14 protein-coding genes are annotated in these 14150 nt (G+C 67.6%); 13 read left to right on the plus strand and 1 reads right to left on the minus strand.

Annotated elements, in window-relative coordinates:
• Nucleotides 1-204 precede the first annotated feature (204 nt).
• The 13 genes from fliF (at nucleotide 205) to fliQ (ending at nucleotide 13316) form a co-directional block, all read left to right on the plus strand.
• Nucleotides 205-1905: a flagellar basal-body MS-ring/collar protein FliF gene (fliF, locus tag AUL35_RS09255; protein WP_062014451.1), complete on the plus strand. Its 1701-nt coding sequence runs from the start codon at nucleotides 205-207 to the stop codon at nucleotides 1903-1905.
• Between the two features lie 3 nt (nucleotides 1906-1908).
• Nucleotides 1909-2724: a hypothetical protein gene (locus tag AUL35_RS09260; RefSeq protein ID WP_062014285.1), complete on the plus strand. Its 816-nt coding sequence runs from the start codon at nucleotides 1909-1911 to the stop codon at nucleotides 2722-2724.
• Nucleotides 2721-3845 carry a flagellar motor protein MotB gene (locus AUL35_RS09265; RefSeq protein ID WP_062014286.1) on the plus strand — a complete coding sequence of 375 codons (1125 nt, stop codon included), beginning with the start codon at nucleotides 2721-2723 and terminating at the stop codon, nucleotides 3843-3845. The genes AUL35_RS09260 and AUL35_RS09265 overlap by 4 nt, the downstream gene beginning before the upstream one ends.
• 182 nt (nucleotides 3846-4027) lie before the next feature.
• A complete protein-coding gene (locus AUL35_RS09270; protein ID WP_062014288.1) occupies nucleotides 4028-5086 on the plus strand; it encodes a hypothetical protein in 1059 nt (352 codons plus the stop codon).
• Nucleotides 5083-6549 (plus strand): flagellar hook-length control protein FliK, encoded by a 1467-nt coding sequence (locus AUL35_RS09275; protein ID WP_062014290.1) that lies wholly within the window; start codon nucleotides 5083-5085, stop codon nucleotides 6547-6549. Before AUL35_RS09270 ends, AUL35_RS09275 begins: the two co-directional genes overlap by 4 nt.
• Before the next feature lie 332 nt (nucleotides 6550-6881).
• Nucleotides 6882-7553 carry a response regulator transcription factor gene (locus AUL35_RS09280; RefSeq protein WP_062014292.1) on the plus strand — a complete coding sequence of 224 codons (672 nt, stop codon included), beginning with the start codon at nucleotides 6882-6884 and terminating at the stop codon, nucleotides 7551-7553.
• A 190-nt stretch (nucleotides 7554-7743) separates the two neighbouring features.
• A complete protein-coding gene (locus tag AUL35_RS09285; protein WP_082666224.1) occupies nucleotides 7744-9123 on the plus strand; it encodes a flagellar hook protein FlgE in 1380 nt (459 codons plus the stop codon).
• A gap of 107 nt (nucleotides 9124-9230) precedes the next feature.
• A complete protein-coding gene (gene flgK, locus AUL35_RS09290; protein WP_062014296.1) occupies nucleotides 9231-10649 on the plus strand; it encodes a flagellar hook-associated protein FlgK in 1419 nt (472 codons plus the stop codon).
• 14 nt (nucleotides 10650-10663) lie between these two features.
• Complete coding sequence (locus AUL35_RS09295) at nucleotides 10664-11749, plus strand: flagellar hook-associated family protein (protein ID WP_062014299.1); 1086 nt, start codon at nucleotides 10664-10666, stop codon at nucleotides 11747-11749.
• 65 nt (nucleotides 11750-11814) lie between these two features.
• A complete protein-coding gene (flaF, locus tag AUL35_RS09300) occupies nucleotides 11815-12165 on the plus strand; it encodes a flagellar biosynthesis regulator FlaF (RefSeq protein ID WP_062014301.1) in 351 nt (116 codons plus the stop codon).
• Between the two features lie 3 nt (nucleotides 12166-12168).
• Nucleotides 12169-12633, plus strand: coding sequence for a flagellar biosynthesis repressor FlbT (flbT, locus tag AUL35_RS09305; protein WP_062014303.1), 465 nt, complete (start codon nucleotides 12169-12171; stop codon nucleotides 12631-12633).
• Nucleotides 12634-12636: 3 nt separating this feature from the next.
• Nucleotides 12637-13047, plus strand: a complete 411-nt coding sequence (flgD, locus tag AUL35_RS09310) for a flagellar hook assembly protein FlgD (protein WP_062014305.1) — start codon at nucleotides 12637-12639, stop codon at nucleotides 13045-13047.
• 2 nt (nucleotides 13048-13049) lie between these two features.
• Nucleotides 13050-13316, plus strand: a complete 267-nt coding sequence (fliQ, locus tag AUL35_RS09315) for a flagellar biosynthesis protein FliQ (protein ID WP_062014306.1) — start codon at nucleotides 13050-13052, stop codon at nucleotides 13314-13316.
• An 84-nt stretch (nucleotides 13317-13400) separates the two neighbouring features.
• On the opposite strand, the gene AUL35_RS09320 is transcribed toward fliQ, so the two are convergent.
• On the minus strand, nucleotides 13401-13820 hold the full coding sequence (locus tag AUL35_RS09320) for a VOC family protein (RefSeq protein ID WP_062014308.1): 420 nt from the start codon (nucleotides 13818-13820) through the stop codon (nucleotides 13401-13403).
• Between the last annotated feature and the right edge of the window lie 330 nt (nucleotides 13821-14150).

The following is a 14150-nucleotide window of genomic DNA, read 5'->3' on the forward strand; positions in this document are numbered from 1 at the left end:
CGGTCTGCGGACCGAGGCTTCGGTCCCCGTCGCGGCGAAGGTCCGCGCGGCTTACCATGGAAGGCCCCCGACGCATTCCGCGTCGGGGGCCTTTTCGCGTTCGCGAAACGTCCTCCATCCTCTGTCCTCCATCACGCCCGCACAAGCTTGTCGCCCCATGGTGGCGTCGTCACTCCCTGACAAGCAGCGGAACATACGATGGCGATGGTCGCTCGGGCCGAGGCCCGAAAACTCCTGTCCAACCTCCAGGCGCTTGGTGGTCGAAAGCTCGGCGCCCTGGCGATCGTGGGCCTCGTGGCGGTGGCGCTGGTCTCGCTCGGCGCCTACGCGCTGTCGCGACCGACCACCGAGACGCTCTATTCGGGCCTCGACCGGCAGGACGTGACGCGCATCGGCGCGGCGCTGACGGAGGCCGGCATTCCGTTCGACGTGAACGCGGCCGGCGACACGGTGTCGACCGCCGTCTCGCAGACCGCGTCCGCTCGCATGCTTCTCGCCGAGAAGGGCCTGCCGCGCTCCGACAAGGCGGGCTACGAGCTCTTCGACACGATGGGTTCGATGGGCCTCACCACCTTCATGCAGGAGGTGACCAAGGTCCGCGCCCTGGAAGGGGAGCTCGCCCGCACCATCCAGACGCTGAAGGACGTGCGCGCTGCGCGCGTCCATATCGTGCTGCCCGAGGCCGGCTCATTCCGCCGCGACCAGCAGCCGCCCTCCGCCTCGGTCGTCATCCGCACCGACAATTCCGAGGACTTCGCCAACGCGCAGGCCATCCGCCACCTCGTCGCCTCCGCCATTCCCGGCATGAAGGTCGACCAGGTGACGATCCTCAACACGGACGGAACGCTTCTTGCGTCCGGCGACGACGCGGCGTCCGCCACCTCCACCAAGCAGCTCGGCATGGAAGGCATCGTCTCCCACTCGATCGAGGATTCGATCCGCCGCACGCTCGCCCCCTATCTCGGCGTCGGAAACTTCCAGTCCAGCGTCGTCGCGCGCCTCGACACCGACCGCCGCCAGATCAGCGCCCGCGTCTTCAACCCGGACGGCCGCGTCGAGCGCTCGACGCGCACGGTCCGCGAGACCGGGCAGAGCAACGACAGCCAGGCCAACCAGAACGCCGCGACCGCCGCGCAGAACGTGCCCCAGGCGCAGCCCGCCGCCAACAGCAACGGCAACACCTCCTCGCAGGCCAACGAGCGGCGCGAGGAGCTGACCAACTACGAGATCAACGAGACCACGACGCAGACCGTCTCCGACGGCTACGACGTCAAGAAGCTGTCGGTCGCGGTGGTCGTGAACCGGGCGCGCCTGCTGGCGACGCTCGGCGAGAACCCGGCGCCCGAGGCCGTCGACAAGGCGCTGAGCGAGGTGAAGACCCTGGTCGCCTCCGCCGCCGGCATCACGGAGGCGCGCGGCGACCAGCTCGAGGTCACGGCGGTGGACTTCGTGTCGAACGGACAGGATCTCGAGCCCGTGCCCGCGCCCGGTGTCGGCGAGATGCTCCTCAAGCAGTCCGGCACGCTGGTGAATGCGCTGACCATCCTCGTCGTGGCGGTTCTCGTGATCTGGTTCGGCCTGAAGCCCGCCATCCGCGTCATCGCCGGCCCCTCGGAAGGCGCCAACGACAACATGGCGCTCGGCTCCGACTCCATCGAGCTCCGCAACCCGCTGCTCGACACGCCGGAGATCACCGGCATCCCCGGCGCGATGACCTTCTCCGAGGATCTGGCCGCCTCGCTCGGCTACGGCACGGACGGCGTGGGCTCCGACGAGCTCCTCGATGAACTGACGCGCAACCGCGCCAACTCGCCCAAGGTCCGCCTCGAAAAGCTCGTCGACTTCGACGAGGCGCAGGCGGCGGCGATCCTGAAGCAGTGGATTCACCAGAAAGAAGCGGCCTAACCGATGATCCCTCTCGCTCAGTTCCTGGCCGACGACAGCGGCGACGAGTTCGTGCCCCTGCGCGCCACGCCGCGCGCAGCGCCCACCCCGGTGCGCGGCTCCGAAGCCGCCCCGTCCCGCACGCCCGCCGCACCGGTCGCCATGCGCCCGGCGTTCACCGCCGCGCCCCGGGGGGCTGCGGCGCCGGTCGCAGCCCGCCCCGCGATGGCCGAGCCGCGCGTCGCCACGCGTGAGATCGAGGCCGAGCGCATCGCCTTCGCGATGGAGCGCAACGCCCTGCGCGAGGAAATGCGGCAGGCCGTCGCCCGGGCGCGGGAGGAGGCGCTGCAGGAAGGGGGCGATGCCGTCCGTCAGGATCTGGAGGCCGTGTCGCAGGCCCGCATCGCGGAGCTGCGCGCCCAGCTCGAAACCGATCACGCCGCGGCGCTCGCCGAGGCGCGCCGTGCCTGGATCGAGAGCGAGGGCGAACGCCTCGCCGACCTCGTCGTCCTGCAGATGGCCGTCTTCGAGGATGCGCTGCGCCAGACGCTGAACGCGCTCCTGCGCCCGCTCGTCCTGGACGCGCGCAAGCGCCAGACCGTGGACGAACTGGCGGGCGCCGTGAAGACGATCGCCTTCGACGGCCATGCCGTGAAGATCGCGGCGAGCGGGCCGAGCGACCTTCTCGAGGCACTCGAGACCAAGCTCGGCGACCATGCCCGTCACGTCTCCTTCGACGCTGACGAGGCCCATACCGACGTTCGCATCGACGCCGACCAGACGGTCATCGAGACGCGCCTGGCCTCGTGGCTCAAGGCCGTGGAGGAGGCTCTCTCGTGAGCGCGGCCGGACCTCCCGTCCACAATTCGGAGATCGTGATCGTTCGCCGCTCGGGCGAGATCGAGGACGGTCACCACGGCGGCGCCTGGAAGATCGCCTTCGCCGACTTCATGACGGCGATGATGGCGTTCTTCCTCGTGATGTGGCTGACATCGGTGTCGGACGACGCGACGAAGAAGCAGATCGCGCAGTATTTCAACCCGATCGAGCTCAACAGCACGGTTCCGCCGACCGAAGGCGTCGAGCAGACCGACACGGCGCCTACCGATCCCAGCCGCAAGCCGCAGACCGGCGAAATGGACGCGCCCGGCGCGCCCGGGGGCAAGCCGGTGGGCGGCGCCGCCAAGGGCGGCGAGGACCAGGCGCTGTTCCGCGATCCCTATGCGGTTCTGGCCGAGATCGTTGCGGAAGCGGGCGTCGGCAAGGGCGAAGGCGAGACGGCGGCCAAGCCGAACGGCTCCGGCCTGCCGGGCCTGAACGGCGGCGACGCCTATCGCGACCCTTTCGACCCGACGACCTGGCAGCTGGAGCCCAACGTCACGCGCGCCGCCGGCGATCAGGCGATCGGCGACACGGCGCAGTCCTTCGCGACCGTCGTGACCCCGGCCGAGCCGGCGCCTCCGTCCGCCGCCGCGCCCGCCGCTCCCCAGAGCGCGGAAGGGGCCGATGCCGCCAAGCTCGAGAAGGAGATCGAAGCCAGCGGTCCGGCCAGCGCCGACATCGAGGTCAAGCCCGGCGAGGCCGGCAGCGGAACGGTCACCATCTCGCTCGCCGACACGCTCGCCACGGGCATGTTCGAGATCGGCTCGGCCAAGCCGACCGCCGAGGCGATCCATCTCATGGAGCGCATCGCAGCGATCCTGAAGGAGCGTCCCGGCCGGATCGTGATCCGCGGGCATACGGACGCGCGCCCCTATACGGGCTCCGGCGCCCTGGACAACTGGCGTCTTTCGACCGACCGCGCCCACATGGCCTACTACATGCTGCGGCGCGGCGGGCTCGACGACGGCCGGGTGGAGGCAATCGAGGGCGTCGCCGACCGGCAGCCCAGCAACACGGCCGATCCCGACGCGGCCAGCAACCGCCGCATCGAGATCCTCCTGCAAGAGCCCAAGGCGTGAAACCCGTTCCGCGATACAAGGCTTTGACTTTGGCGTGGCTTCTCGCCGCCGGCTGCGCGCCCGCGCTCGCCGAGGAAGGGTCGGCGCCGGCGACGAGCCACGGAGCATCGACCGAGGAGCCGGCCGCCGCATCCTCAGGGGAGGGCGCAGACCACCCGGCCTGGCCGACGACCCGAACGCCCATGCCTTTCGACGTGATGCGCTCGGTCCAGGCCCTTCAGGATCAGGTCGCGCGCGGCAACTCGGCCGCGATCCGCGTACAGGCGATGCTCCTGCGCCGCTTCACGCAGTCGTTCCTCCAGGCCGATCCGGCCGTTTGGCAGGACGCGCGCAACAAGCGGGCGGCGGTTCTCTTCACGCTGAGCGGCGGCCCGCCGGAGCTTCTCGAGGGTCTTCATCGCGAAGCGCTTCTCGGCCCGGAATACGATGCGCTCGTTGAAGGGTCGCTCCGCTACGTTCGAAACGACCTCGAAGGCGCCTACAAGCAGTTCTCCACGATCGATCCCATGGCGATGGAGCCGGTTCTCGGAGGCCAGATCAGCCTCGTGCTCGGCCAGATCCAGCAGTTCACCAAGCCGGCCGAGGCGCTCGAACACCTCGATCGCGCGCGGCTTCTCGCGCCGGGCGGTCTGATCGAGGAGGCGGCGCTCAGGCTGGAAGCGCTCCTATCGGATGAGCAGGGGCGCCACGCGGAGGCCGATCGCCTGGCGCGGCGCTATTTCGACCGCTACTTCGAATCCACCTACGCCGCCAACTTCGAGGCGCGCTTCGCCTCGATCATGACCGATCGGGCGCGCGGCGACGCGCAGGCCGCCATGGTCGCGATGAGCGACGTCGTCGCAGGCTTGCCCCGTCCCCGGCAGGACCGCCTGTTCCTGTCCGTCGCACGCCGTTCGGTCGTGGAAGGCAATCTCGAATTCGGACGGCTCGCCGCGGAGCGCGCCTTGCTGTCCGAGGATCTATCGGTTCCCGACCGGATGCGCGCCCAGCTCTACGAGACGGCGTCCTCGCTCGCCAAGCTCGGACTCGACGAGGGGCGCCTGCGTCTCGACGCGGTCGATCGCGCCACGCTGCATCCCGAGGACGCCCTCCTGCTCGACGCCGCCTATCGCATCCTCGACGGCATCGGTGCCCCCGACGCGACGGTCGCAGAGGCCAGCCTTCCCGAGGCGCCCGTTCTCGCCCGCGCCGAACAGGCGCTGTCCGCCGCCGCCGGCGAACTGGAGTCCGCTCGTCAATGAAGATCGATGCATCCCCACTCCTGGCGCCCGAAAAGGACGCGGGCCCGCGTGGGCCACGTCCCGACTCGCGTGACGAGGGGGCAGGGCTGGCCTTCGGGGCCGCCGTCAAGAATGCCGGCGAGAAGGCGACCGCTCCCAAGCCGCGGCAGCCGGCATCCGAGCCGGGCGGCGCGGCGAGCGCGCAGCCAAGCCACGAGGAGACGACACCCGCCAAGGATGAGGGCAAGGACGCGAAGGGCGACGAGACGGTCGGTGCCAAGACGCCTGCGCTCGATCTCATGGCCCTGATGTCCGCCGTGACGCAGCCTGCGGCGGAACCAGACGCCGAGGACGGCGAGGGCACGGTCGCTGCCCGTCCGCATGCCAAGGAAGCGGCCGAAGGAGCGGGCGCGGAGCAGACGGCGTCCCGCCTGCCGCGCGTCCAGGTGCTGCGCACCGAGACGCATTTCGAGCCCCGCATGGAAGGAGCCGTCCAGTCGGGTCCTGCAGCCGCTGCTTCTGCCGCTTCCGCGTCGGCGGCGGCCGACGATCTGGCGGCCCGCATGGCGCTCCAGTTGCAGGAGCAGGGAGCCGGCGCCGCACAGGCTGGCGCTGACCGCCTTCGTACGGGCGGCCAGGCTGCGAGCGCGGACGCCGAAGCTGCGTCGCGCCCGGCGTCCATTCCGGTTCGCTTCGACGAAGCTGTAGCGCGCCTCGCGCAGGGCGGCTCACGCGCCGGTGGCGACACCGGCTCGGGTGCCCGGCAGGACGGGCGGGACGGTGGACGACGCGCCGCAGCCGAGCGCGCAGAAACGGTCGCGGATGCAACGCGTATCGGCGCGCGCTCCGAGGCTCTCGCCGCCAAGGGGTCGGACGACGCATCGCCAGCGGGCGGCGGGGCCATTCCCGGACTGGCGCTTCAGGTTGCCTCACGGATCGCGGACGCCTTGGGATCCGGTCCGTCCACGAGCGGTTCGGCACCGCGCCAAGCGCCCTTCGAGGGGACCGACGGTTCGCATCTCCGGATGCGGGCTGGCGGTGCGGCGTTGAAGACGCTGACGATCCAGCTTCAGCCGGAGCATCTCGGCACGCTGGAAGTGTCGATGCGCCTTCGCGAGGGCAAGCTGGCGATCGAGCTCGCCGCCTCAAAGCCCGAGGCGGCCGCCGCCCTGACGCAGGATCGCGAGACCTTGCGCAAGGTTCTGGAGAGCGCCGGCTTCTCGCTCGACGATGCCGCCCTCACGGTCACCACCCGCGACGCGCCCGCACTTCGTGCGAGCGATGCGGCCGGCGCGAACGCGAACAACGGCGGCGATTCGTCCGGCTCGTCCTTCTCCGGTGGCCAGTCGAGCCGCCGGGACGAGACGCAGCAACGGGAGGCCCGTCCGCGCCCGTCCGATCGTTCGGACGGTGAAGCGTCGTCGCGGACGCCCGCGCCCGGCGGCAGGCCGGCGCCGCGTTCGGCCGGCCAGACCTACCTCTGAGCAGCACCCCCCGATCGTCCTGCCGGATCGCCCGACACGAGGCGTTCCAGCAGCACGACGGCGCTTAGAACTTGCACGTTGCGCCCCTGACACAGGCCATGCTGCGATGCGGTTGCAAGCTCTGCAAAAGTTCGCTCGGTTAGGTAGAATCGACACGGCCTCTCATTCGCCCGAAATCCTAATGAACATACCTAACCGTCTGTTAAGAAAGCGAAACGCACGGTCTTAGGTAAATTAAGCATTAACCCTATAGTCATTTTTAGGGATGGTGCGATTTGGACCCCCGACGGTATCTCTGGGCCATCAGAACAAACCGGCGGCAGGGGTTTCAGATGATCGTTGTGGTGGATAATCGCGAGCTCGTGACGAGCGGCTACAAGTCGCTTTTCGGCAGCGAGGGCGTGTCTTCGGCCGGCTTCGGCGTCGACGAGTTCCGGGACTGGGTCGAGACCGCCTCTGACGCCGACATCTCCGCGGTGGAAGCCTTCCTGCTGGGCGAGTTCCCCGAGCGCAGCCACTACACCCGCCTCGTCCGCTCCCGCTCCGCCGCGCCGATGATCGCGCTGACCGAGGCGAAGGCCCTCAACTCGACCCTCGACCTCTTCGCCGCCGGCATCGACGACGTGGTCGCCAAGCCGGTCCACGTGAAGGAGATTCTGGCCCGCGTCGGCGCGATCCGTCGCCGCGACGTCACGCTGGACCGTGCCCGCAACGTCGTCGACGAGATCGCAGTCTTTGCCGACGGCCGCGACGCCGAGGTGGGCGGTGAGCCCATGGTGCTGCCGCGCCGCGAGCGTCGCATCCTCGAATACCTGGTTGCCAACAAGGGGCGACGCGTTTCCAAGCAGCAGCTCTTCTCGGCGATCTACGGTATCTTCGACGAGAACGTCGAGGAGAACGTCATCGAGAGCCACATCTCGAAGCTGCGCAAGAAGCTCAAGATGCGTCTTGGCTACGACCCGGTCTCGTCGAAGCGCTACCTCGGATATGGCATCGGCGTCTGAGCGGCTCCAGCAGGAAAGACGAAAAACAGCCCGGCCAAGTGCCGGGCTTTTTCATGCGCAAAACAGAATATTTAATTAATAGTTAAAGCTATAAAAAGTAACGTTTGGTCTAATGCAGCCTGACGCAAGCCTCGCGGCATATTCTTCTCGCGACAAACCTGACTCCTCTAGGATCGAGAGACGGACCGTCATGAGCATCGGCAGCCTAATGCGGACGAGCGTTTCCGGCATGAACGCTCAGGCGACACGCCTCAGCGCCGTCTCGGACAACATCGCCAACTCCAACACCAACGGCTACAAGCAGTCGACCACCGAGTTCTCGACGCAGATCCTGGCCCACAGTTCGGGGCAGTACAATTCGGGCGCGGTCGACGCCAACGTGCGCACGCTCGTCAGCCAGCAGGGCGGGATCACCTATACGGCGAACTCGACCAACTCGAAGAAGGTCGACCTCGCGATCCAGGGCAATGGCTTCCTGGTCGTCGACGACGGATCGGGCGGCAATTTCCTGACGCGGGCCGGCGCGTTCACGCAGCAGGCCGACGGCAGCCTCGTGAATGCGGCGGGCTACAAGCTCATGGGCTATCCCGTCACGGCCGGTGGCACCGACTACACGCTGAACGGATATAACGGCCTCAAAGAGGTCAACATGGGCGCCAACCTCCTCAGCGCCAATCCGACCACCAAGGGCGAGCTGACGGCCAACCTCGACATGGGGGCCGAGAAGGTCGACACGACGGCAGCCGGCGTTGTGATCCCCTCCGCGATCAGCGGCACGACCACTGCCGACACCAAGATCACCTATACATCGGCCAGCTCGATCACCGTCTACGACAACTCGGGCAAGGCGGTGAAGCTCGACGTCTACTATACCAAGATCGGCGACAATAAGTGGGAGATGTCGGTCTTCAACGCCGCCGACGCCTCCCCTTCGACCGGCACGAACGCTTCGACCACGGCGCCATTCCCGTACGGCAAGTCGGCCGGAACCGGCACCGCGCCCCTGAAGACGTCGACGCTGGAGTTCGATGCCACGACCGGCAAACTGAAGACGATCGACGCCGCGGCCGTCGACACCGCCTCCAAGAACGGCTTCTTCGACGTCGACCTGACGGGCGTGAACGGCCAGAAGATCGCGCTGAACATCAGCGACTTCAGCCAGTACACGAAAGAGTACTCGCCGCTGGTCGCCAAGGTCGACGGCAATCCGGCCGAGGTGATCGACAAGGTGTCGATCGGCACCGACGGCACGGTCACCGCCACCTTCACCTCCGGGACGACCCGCGACCTCTACAAGATCCCGCTCGCCATGGTGCAGGCGCCCGACAACCTGATCCAGGTTTCCGGTAACGCCTACTCGGCGGGCGTGGAGTCCGGAACGATCCTGATGGGCTTTGGCGGGGACAACGGCTTCGGCGACCTGCTCTCGGGCGCGCTCGAGGAATCCACCGTCGATCTCGCCTCCGAACTCACCACCATGATCGAGTCCCAGCGCTCCTACACGGCCAACTCCAAGGTCTTCCAGACCGGCTCCGAGATCATGGACGTCCTCGTCAACCTCAAGCGCTGAGGCCGAACAAGACAAGCTGACGGGCCGCACTCGGCGCCCGTCGGTCTCCGTCGCGGCGGGGCGCTCCTCCCAGCCATCCGCCACCTTCCTTTCCCGGATAGACCCGCATGTCGCTCTCGTCGGCTCTCAACACCGCCACGCAGTCGCTGGCCGCAAGCCAGGCGCAGACCGCGATCGTCTCGCGCAACATCTCGAACGTGAACACGGCGGGCGCCACGCTGAAATACGCGAACGTCGTCACCGGCGGGAACGGGGGCGTCGAGGTCCGCTCGATCTCCCAGTCGCAGAATACGGCGTTGTTTCGCAACGCGCTCGACACGAACGCCGCGCTGGCCAAGTCCACCGCAGTCTCGGACGGTCTATCGCGCATCAACGACCTGATCGGCGACACCGACAAGAACGGCTCGCCCGCCGCCAAGATCGCGGCGCTGTCCGACGCGATGCAGGACTTCGCGACATCGCCGGCCAGCGACTCCATCGCCCGCTCGGCGCTTTCCGCCGCCAAGGACGTCGCCAGCAACATCTCCGAGGCCTATAAGTCGGTCGACCAGCTGCGTCGCGACGCGGACGACGCCCTGAGCGTGGCCGCCGACGACATGAACGCCCTTCTCGGCAAGATCGAGAAGCTGAACGTGCGCATCGTCTCGGGCACGGCCGGCAAGACCGACGTCACCGACGAGGTGGACGAGCGCAACCGCCTCATCACCCAGCTGTCGGGCTATGTCGGCGTCTCGGTCCAGACGCGCGAGAACGACGACGTCGCGCTCTATACCGACTCCGGCGTGACGCTCCTCGACCGGACGGCGCGCAAGGTGGAGTTCGCCAAGACCTATCCGCTCGCGGACGGGCAGGCCGGCAACGCCTTCCGGATCGACGGCACGACCGTGACGGGGGCGAGCTCGGTCATGCCGCTGACGTCCGGCAAGGTCGCCGGCCTCGTACAGCTGCGCGACGAAACGACGGTTTCCTACCAGGACCAGCTCGACACGATGGCCGATGGCCTCGTGGCCGCCTTTCAGGAAGTGAACAAGACCGACGCGACCGACGTGCAGCAGGGACTGTTCCAGTCGAGCAAGGCCGGTTCGCCGGGTTCGGCGCGGGGCCTGTCCATTGCGGCGGCTGCCGCCGGCGACCCGTCCAAGATCCGCGACGGAGGCATCAACGGCGTCGACTTCGTGGCAGGGGTCAGCGGTACGGGAGACAACCGCAACCTCAACGCGCGCATCGCGAACCTCGCCGCCAGCCAGACCTTTCAGATCGACGGCAGTCCGGTCGCGGGCAGCCTCGCGAGCTTCGCCGCCTCCTCGCTGTCCTGGCTCCAGGGCGCTCGCTCGGACGCGATGGATAAGGCGGACTACCAGAAGACGCTGCTCGATCGCACCAACGAGACCTTGAGCAACGCCACCGGCATCAACCTCGACACGGAGCTGACCAAGCTCCTCGACCTGCAGCGGTCCTATCAGGCGTCATCCAAGATCATCACGACCGTGGACGCGATGATGAACGCCCTTCTGACCGCCATCTGACGGGACGCTAGATCATGAGCAGCATCTCCTCCCTTTCCCTCGGCAATGCGTCCCGCGCGTCGATCCAGCGTATCCAGAGCGCCCTGAAGGATGCGACGACGGAGGCCGGCAGCCTGCGCCATGCCGATGTCGGGCGCACGCTCGGGCAGGTGACCGGCAACGCGGTGAGCTACCGCGCGCAGGACACGAGCATCTCGCGCATGCTGGAGTCCAACAAGCTGGTGACGGCCCGGCTCGAGCTGACCGACGACACGATGGAGTCGATCTACAAGAGCGCCGAGAGCTTCTCGGGCAGCCTCATCACCGGGGTCGCGACCTCCAGCGGCACCTCCACGCTGGTGGCGAACGCGGCGACGAACCTGCAGCAGCTCGTCGGCTCCCTGAACCTCAACGTCGAGGGCCAGTACTACATGGCCGGCACGATGAGCGACGTCATGCCGGCCAAGGATGGCTCGGCCGACGTCAAGGCGAAGTTCGCGGCGTTCCTGACGGCCTCCGGCGCCAGCGGCGTCGACACCGTCGATCCCGCCAAGCTCTCGGCCTACTTCTCCGACACCGGGTGGACAGACGGCTCCACGGTCCCGCCGACCCTCTACCGGTTCGACGACCTGTTCGACGTCCAGACGGATGCGAGCGGCGTCGAGAGCGGGGCGTGGAAGGACAACTGGTCGAACGCCAACAGCGACGCGGCCCAGTCGCGCATTTCCAAGTCGGAGACGATCGCGTCCTCCGTCAGCGCCAACGAGGCCGCCTTCCGCAAGGTCGCCTCGGCCTACGCGATGATCTCCTCGCTTGGGCTCGAGACGATGAACGAGGGCGTCCGCTCTGCGGTCGCGACCGAGGCTACCAAGCGCCTCAAGGCCGGCATGGACGAGATCACCGCCCTGCGCTCGGACGTCGGCATGCGGCTCGGCCGCGTCGAGGCGGCCAACGCCTCGCTCACGCAGCAGAAGGACGTCGTCTCCGCGGCCTTCCAGCGGCTTGAGGGCGTCGACGAGACGGAGGCTGCGCTCCGTCTCAACAGCCTCAAGACGCAACTCGAGACCGCCTATGCCGTCACCGGCAAGCTGCAGGGCCTGAGCCTTCTCAACTACCTCTGACCGAAGGCTCGCGCCTTCCTTTGATCTGCAATGGGCATGATGCCCCGTCGTTTCGAGGACCTGGAATGTACCAATTCTCCTATGCCGAGGTTGCCCAGGAAAGCTCGGCGTCGGCGCGCGAGCGCGAGCGCGAGGCCTTCGATCACATGATCGCCTCGCTGGAGCGCGCCCAGGCCGCCGGCACCCGATCGCGTGAGGCGACCGAGGCGATCTACGCGGCGCGCAACCTTTGGTCGATCCTCGTCGAGGACCTGGCGAATCCGGAGAACGCGCTGCCCGAGGAGCTGCGCGCCAGCCTGATCTCGATCGGCTTGTGGGTCATGCGCGAGGCCGAGGCGATCCGCCTTGGGCGCGTCGACAGCTTCGATGCGATGATCGAGGTTACCACGATGATCCGCGACGGACTGGAAGCCTGAGCCATGTCGACGCTTCGCATCACGCTGCGGGCCGGCGAACGGATCTTCGTCAACGGTGCCGTCATGCGGGTCGACCGCAAGACCCATCTGGAGTTCCTGAACGACGTGACCTTTCTGCTTGAGAGCCACGTCATGCAGGCGAGCGAGGCGACGACCCCGATCCGCCAGCTCTACTTCATCGTGCAGCTGATGCTGATCGACCCGGCCGGCGCCGACGAGGCGCAGGCGGCCTTCGAGCGCAGCTACCCCATGCTGATGGCGACCTTCTCCTCGGCCGAGATCCGCAATGGCCTGCAGGACGCCGCGCAGTTCCTGGAGCGGGAGCGCACCTTCGAGGCCCTCAAGCGCCTGCGCTCGCTGATACCGCTGGAGGACGCGATCCTCGGCGAACACGTGCGCGAGGCGGCCACGCCGATCGCCGCAACCGCCGCCGCCGGCCGCATGCCGGCCCTTGCCGGAGCCCGATAGCCCATGTCCAACGTCACCAGCACCACGGCGGCTTCGACGGCCGCATCGGCCGTGAAGTCCGCGACCTCGAGCGAGATCAAGACCGGCCTCGACTACAACGCTTTCCTGCAGCTCCTCGTCGCGCAGATGAAGAACCAGGATCCGCTCAACCCGACCGATCCCACCCAGCAGATGAGCCAGCTTGCCTCGTTCTCGAATGTCGAGCAGTCGATCAAGCTCAACCAGAAGCTGGAGGCGATGACGACGCTCACCTCGCTCACGCAGGCCGACTCCCTGATCGGGCGCAAGCTGACGTCGGGCGACGGCGTTGTGTCGGGCACGGTGAAGTCGCTCCAGGTGACGAACGAGGGCACGGTCGCGACGCTCGCCGACGGCAAGACGATCGTTCTCGGCTCGGGCGTGAAGGTCGAGTAGCGATGAACGAGGCCGACGCTCTCGACATCGTCCAGTCCGCCATCTGGACCGTCGTCGCCGCCAGCGGCCCCGCCGTGGGCGGGGCGATGCTGGTCGGCATCCTGATCGCGCTCTTCCAGGCGCTGACGCAGATCCAGGAGGTGACGCTCACCTTCGTTCCGAAGATCCTCGCGATCTTCGTCATCATCGCCTTCACCGCGACCTTCACGGGCGCGCAGGTCTATGCCTTCACGCAGGAGACCTTCGCCCGCATCGAGCACGGCTACTGACGCGCGGGACGACCCGCCCTTGAACGACGGGGGCGGTTCGAACGCTCCCTTACCCTCGACAGGCCCGTTCGCGCGGTCGCCGGCTTAGCTTGCGGCCGCGTTTTGCGCAGCCGTCAGGTCCATCCACATCACCTCCCAGATATGACCGTCCGGGTCGCCGTAGGATCGCCCGTACATGAAGCCGTAGTCCTGCGTCGGCGTGGGATCGGCATGACCGCCCGCCGCCGTCGCGCGGGCGACCATCGCATCGACCTCCTCGCGACGCTCCTGCGACAGGCACAGGAGAACCTGCGCCTCGGTCGTGGCGTCGACGATCCGGCGCGTGGTGAACTGACGGAATTTCTCGTGCGTCAGAAGCATCACATGGATCGTGTCCGACACGACCATGCAGGCGGCCGTGCCGTCGCTGAACTGCGGGTTCCGCCGCGCCCCGGTCGCCTCGTAGAAGCGGACCGACCGGTCGAGATCGGTCACGGGCAGGTTGATGAAGATCAGTTGCGCCACCTCTTCACCCGTTTGATCGCATGCGCGGCCGGAACCCCGGGCCGACCGCCGATGATCCGCGATAAGCAACACGAGACCGCCCGAACTGCAACGAGCCCCGCCGATCGTGTCCTCACCCGCACGTGGAGGGGACGGTACAGGACGCGCTCGCCAAAAGGCATCGAGTGCCTCGGGCGCGATGCGAGTGAAACCGTCTATCCCATTGTGATGCAACGATATTCTTCTAAGACATTACGGTCGTGCGCTGAAGCGCTGCGACGGTGTGGTGATCGTTCCTGTCCTGCTGCGAGGGAGGAGAATTCCGTCATAAGTGCTTGCTGGCGCTCGTGC

It is taken from the genome of Aureimonas sp. AU4 (assembly GCF_001463765.1).
Classification (GTDB): domain Bacteria; phylum Pseudomonadota; class Alphaproteobacteria; order Rhizobiales; family Rhizobiaceae; genus Aureimonas.

Coding starts and splice junctions, on each gene's coding strand:
- flgK (WP_062014296.1), top strand. CDS start 9,231: ATGTCGCTCTCGTCGGCTCTCAACACCGCCACGCAGTCGCTGGCCGCA.
- AUL35_RS09275 (WP_062014290.1), top strand. CDS start 5,083: ATGAAGATCGATGCATCCCCACTCCTGGCGCCCGAAAAGGACGCGGGC.
- flgD (WP_062014305.1), top strand. CDS start 12,637: ATGTCCAACGTCACCAGCACCACGGCGGCTTCGACGGCCGCATCGGCC.
- AUL35_RS09285 (WP_082666224.1), top strand. CDS start 7,744: ATGAGCATCGGCAGCCTAATGCGGACGAGCGTTTCCGGCATGAACGCT.
- AUL35_RS09260 (WP_062014285.1), top strand. CDS start 1,909: ATGATCCCTCTCGCTCAGTTCCTGGCCGACGACAGCGGCGACGAGTTC.
- AUL35_RS09270 (WP_062014288.1), top strand. CDS start 4,028: ATGCCTTTCGACGTGATGCGCTCGGTCCAGGCCCTTCAGGATCAGGTC.
- AUL35_RS09295 (WP_062014299.1), top strand. CDS start 10,664: ATGAGCAGCATCTCCTCCCTTTCCCTCGGCAATGCGTCCCGCGCGTCG.
- fliF (WP_062014451.1), top strand. CDS start 205: ATGGTCGCTCGGGCCGAGGCCCGAAAACTCCTGTCCAACCTCCAGGCG.
- fliQ (WP_062014306.1), top strand. CDS start 13,050: ATGAACGAGGCCGACGCTCTCGACATCGTCCAGTCCGCCATCTGGACC.
- AUL35_RS09280 (WP_062014292.1), top strand. CDS start 6,882: ATGATCGTTGTGGTGGATAATCGCGAGCTCGTGACGAGCGGCTACAAG.
- flaF (WP_062014301.1), top strand. CDS start 11,815: ATGTACCAATTCTCCTATGCCGAGGTTGCCCAGGAAAGCTCGGCGTCG.
- flbT (WP_062014303.1), top strand. CDS start 12,169: ATGTCGACGCTTCGCATCACGCTGCGGGCCGGCGAACGGATCTTCGTC.